Here is a 4,035-nt window from a genome sequence, read left to right on the forward strand (position 1 = left end):
CTAGGCCTTCGCGGCCTTCGCCTCCTTGGCGGCGCGCTTCTGGGCCTGCTTGAAGTCGCGGACCTCGGCGAGGGTGGCGGCGTCGACAACGTCGGCGATGGAGCGTCGGGAGCCCTCGTCGCCGTAGGAGCCGGCGGCGTCGCGCCAGCCCTCGAGCTCCAGGCCGCACTGCTTGCCCAGCAGCGCGGTGAAGATCTGGGCTTTCTGCGTGCCCCAGCCGGGCAGGGCGTTGAGGCGGCGGAAGACGTCCTCGCCGTCGGCGGCCTCGGTCCAGATCCGGGTGACGTCGCCGTCGTAGTCCTCGACGATCACCCGGCAGACCGCCTGGGTCCGCTCGGCCATCGACTTCGGGTAGCGGTGCAGCGCGGGCGGGCCGGTGAACGCGGCGACGAGCTCGTCGTGGTCGTACCCGGCGATCTTCTCGGTGGTGATCTCGCCGATCCGCTCGGTGAGCAGGGCCGGGCCCGCGAACGCGCGCTCCATGGGGAACTGCTGGTCGAGCTGCATGCCGATCAGCAGCGCGAGCGGGTTCGCCGAGAGCACCGCGTCGGCGTCGGGGTCCTGGGCGAGGGTCAGCGTCGGCACGGCGGCCAGCCTACGACGCCGAGTTCGGGACCAGGGACTTCGCGAGGACCGCGAAGCGCAGGTCGTCGTCGTGCGGGAACCCGACGCCGGGCTCGCCGTACGGGAACGGCCGGGTCTCCCCGGTGCGCACGTAGCCGCGGCGCTCGTACCAGGCGATGAGCTCGACGCGGCGGTCGATCACGCACAGCTCCATCGTGATGGCGCCGCCGGCGCGTGCGTGCTCCTCGGCGGCGGCCTGCAGTGCCTTGCCGAGCCCCGAGCCCTGGGCCGCCGGGCTCACCGCGAACATCCCGAACGACGCCGTCGGCTCCCCCGCCCGGTGGGTGACCGCGGCACAGCCCTCGTGATCGCCGGCGACGAGGAGCGTGATCGCGGGGTCGGCGAGGTCGGCGGCGAGCAGGTCGCGCGTGGTCCGCGGGCCGTCGATCAGGTCGGCCTCGGTGGTCCAGCCGGTCCGGCCGCCCTCTCCGCGGTAGGCGGCGTGGATGAGCGCGAGGAGGGCGTCGACGTCCTGGGCGACGGCGGGCCGGATCGTGAGCGGAACACTGGTCACGATCGCGAATTCTGCGCGACGGGAGCGGTCGTCGACCACACCCGGGGTGATCACCGGCGGCCCCGGTCCGATCGGCTGTGGCGGCGCTAGGCAGGAGGGTGCGCCCGCCGGCGAGCCGGGTCGCGCTCCGTGACCGGTCAGGCGTCCGCCGGCGCCGGCTCGTCGTCCCGTGCCGGCTCGAGCTGAGCCAGCCCGGCGTCGACGTCCGTGGGAGCCCGCCCGATCACCGGGAGCTGCCCCCGCGCCCACAAGGCGATCCCGCGACGGCGGATGGCGAGCGAGACCCGGTGGGTGACCACCGGATGGCGCAGGAGCGCCGCGACGACGGCCCGGCGGGAGGCCGGGCGCCGTCGCCCCCGCACCGTGGCGACGAAGGCCGTGACGAGCCCACCGCGGTCGTCGGGACGCCGGAGCACGACGGTGGCCGCGAGCGACTCCCGAGGTTCGGGCACCCGCATCCGGTACTCGCCGTCGACGGGGAAGAACGGCGAGACGTAGAAGGCCTTGTCGACGCGGGCCCGGCCGTCACCGTCCACGTCGAGCAGGTAGTGGTGGCGCCCGCCGTAGGTGTTGTGGACCTCGGCGACGACGGCCGTGAGCGCGCCGGCCCCCTCGTGGCACCAGTAGAGCGTGAGCGGGTTGAAGACGTACCCGAGCGTGCGCGGGTGGGCGAGCATCAGCACCCGCGCCGGGCGCTCCCGGCCGCGCGCGGCGAGGAACGCGTCGAGGTTCTCGCGGATCGAGCGGTCGGGGTGCCCGAGGTGGTCGGCGCCCCGGAACGCGATCCCGGGGTGGCGCGGCAGGTCGTCGAGGTCGACCAGCCAGAGGTACATGCGGTGGGTGAACGCGTCGTCGAGGGTCTGGGAGCGGCGGTGCTCGACGAGCACGTCGTACAGGGAGGGCCTCACCACGCCACCCCCAACGACGCTGCCGCCCGCACCCCCGACGCGCAGCCGTCCTCGTGGAAGCCCCACCCGTGGTAGGCCCCGGCGAACGCGATCCGCCCGTCGTTGAGCTCCGGCAGCCGGCGCTGGGCCGCGACCGAGGCGGGGGTGTAGGCGGGGTGCTCGTAGTCCATGCGCGCGATCACCGTCGACGGGTCCACGCGGTCGGTCGCGTTGAGCGTGACGACGTAGGTCTCGGGTCCGTCGAGGCGCATCAGCCGGCTCATGTCGTAGCTGACCAGCACCCGGTCCTCGCCCGGCACCCGCAGCAGGTTCCACGAGGCTCGTGCCCCTGCCGCCCGGGGCAGCACCGAGGTGTCGGTGTGCAGCCAGGTCTCGTTGCGCGAGTACGAGAAGGCCCCCAGCAGCTCCCGCTCGCGCACCGTCGGCGCGACCAGCAGCGCCAGCGCCGTCGGGGCGTGGGTCGCGACGACGACCCGGTCGAACCGGTGGGCCACGTCGGCGTCGTCGCGGACCTCGTATCCCTCGCCGTCGCGCCCGACCGCCCGGACCGGCGTGGCCGCCTCCACCGCCGTCAGGCCCTTCACCACCCGCTCGACGTAGCGCGCCGAGCCCCCGACCACCGTCTTCCACCGGTGCGAGCCGCCGACCGAGAGCAGGCCGTGGTTGGCCAGGAACGCGAACAGGTAGCGCGCGGGGTACTGCATCGACAGGTCGGGGCCGGACGACCACACCGCCGAGACCACCGGGACGGCGAAGGTGTCGACGAAGTACCGCGAGAACCGGTGCCGGCGCAGGAACTCGCCGAGCGTGACCTCCTCCTCGAGGTCGCCGTGCTCCGCGAGCACCCGCCGCGCCGCGCGGTGGAAGCGCAGGACCTCGGCGAGCATGCCCAGGTGGCGGGGGTCGGCGAGGTTGCGGCGCTGCGCGAACAGCCCGGCCGCCCCGCGCGCCCCGGCATACTCGAGCCCGGTGGACTCGTCGCGGACGCTCATCGACATCTCGGAGTCCTGGGTGGCGACGCCGAGCTCGCCGAAGAGCCGGATCAGGTTCGGGTAGGTCGCCTCGTTGTGGACGATGAACCCGGAATCGACGCTGACCGACTCCAGATCGTGGGTGTGCGCGTGCCCGCCGAGCCGGTCCTGCGCCTCGAAGAGCGTGACGTCGTGCTCGCGCTGCAGGACGTGGGCGGCGGTGAGACCGGAGACGCCCGCCCCGATGACGGCGACACGCTCACGAGGCACGGGCTGCTCCTGTCGGCGGGGCTGGCTAGAGGGGGACGGACAGACCCTCGGGGGCGCCGGCCGCCATGGCGTTCGCGACGGCCTCCTCGAACGGTTCGAGGCCCAGCGCGGCCAGCGTGAACCGCGCGACCAACCGGTGCCACTCCCCCGCCCGGCGCAGCATCGCGTGGCCGTCGCCGTGGACCTCGAAGCGGGCCACGCGCTCGCTGATCCGCGACACCCGGTCGGCGAACCAGAGCGACGACCGCGGGTCGGTCATCCGCTCGCGGTCGCCGTGGGCGATCAGCAGGGTCTGCCCGGCGAGGTGCTCGGTCGGCTCGCCGCGGTTGATCCACGGGGCCAGGGCCGCGACCCCGACGACGGTGGGGTCCCCGCCGACGCGCAGCGCCGCGCGGGCACCCATGGAATGACCGACGAGCACGACCCGGACGTCGTGCCCGTGCCGGCGGCGCACGTCGTCGAGGGCCCAGCGCGCGTCGCGGACCGGGTCGGGAGCCCGGTCGGATCCGGGGGGAGCCTCGTTCCAGCCGCGCACCCGGTAGCGCAGCAGCCCCGTCTCCACCCCGCGCGACGCGCCCGCGCGGGCGACGGCCTGCCCGAACGGCACCATCCGCACGTGGGAGAGCAGGAAGCCCCCGGCGGCCTGGTGCCCGTCGGGGCGCCCGCCGTGCAGGACGAGGGCGACGCCGGCGGCGCCGTCGCCGTGCGGGAGCGCAGGTTCCAGCCGGGGAAGACGCAGCGCAGGGGA

5 protein-coding genes are annotated in these 4,035 nt (G+C 74.7%); all 5 read right to left on the reverse strand.

Annotated features, from left to right (window positions below; all coding sequences use genetic code 11):
- Nucleotides 1-585 carry an HhH-GPD-type base excision DNA repair protein gene (locus tag VGH76_RS11870; protein ID WP_331556886.1) on the reverse strand — a complete coding sequence of 195 codons (585 nt, stop codon included), beginning with the start codon at nt 583-585 and terminating at the stop codon, nt 1-3.
- A 10-nt stretch (nt 586-595) separates the two neighbouring features.
- Nucleotides 596-1,138 carry an N-acetyltransferase gene (locus VGH76_RS11875; protein WP_331556887.1) on the reverse strand — a complete coding sequence of 181 codons (543 nt, stop codon included), beginning with the start codon at nt 1,136-1,138 and terminating at the stop codon, nt 596-598.
- Between the two features lie 137 nt (nt 1,139-1,275).
- Complete coding sequence (locus tag VGH76_RS11880) at nt 1,276-2,049, reverse strand: DUF1365 domain-containing protein (RefSeq protein ID WP_414637713.1); 774 nt, start codon at nt 2,047-2,049, stop codon at nt 1,276-1,278.
- The gene (locus VGH76_RS11885; RefSeq protein WP_331556889.1) at nt 2,043-3,287 is read right to left on the reverse strand and encodes an NAD(P)/FAD-dependent oxidoreductase; all 1,245 of its coding nucleotides are present in this window, start codon (nt 3,285-3,287) and stop codon (nt 2,043-2,045) included. Before VGH76_RS11885 ends, VGH76_RS11880 begins: the two co-directional genes overlap by 7 nt.
- Before the next feature lie 25 nt (nt 3,288-3,312).
- On the reverse strand, nt 3,313-4,035 hold a 723-nt coding region (locus VGH76_RS11890), incomplete at its 5' end, for an alpha/beta hydrolase (RefSeq protein ID WP_331556890.1).

This window comes from Actinomycetospora sp., from assembly GCF_036497585.1.
In the GTDB taxonomy this organism is placed as follows: domain Bacteria; phylum Actinomycetota; class Actinomycetes; order Mycobacteriales; family Pseudonocardiaceae; genus Actinomycetospora.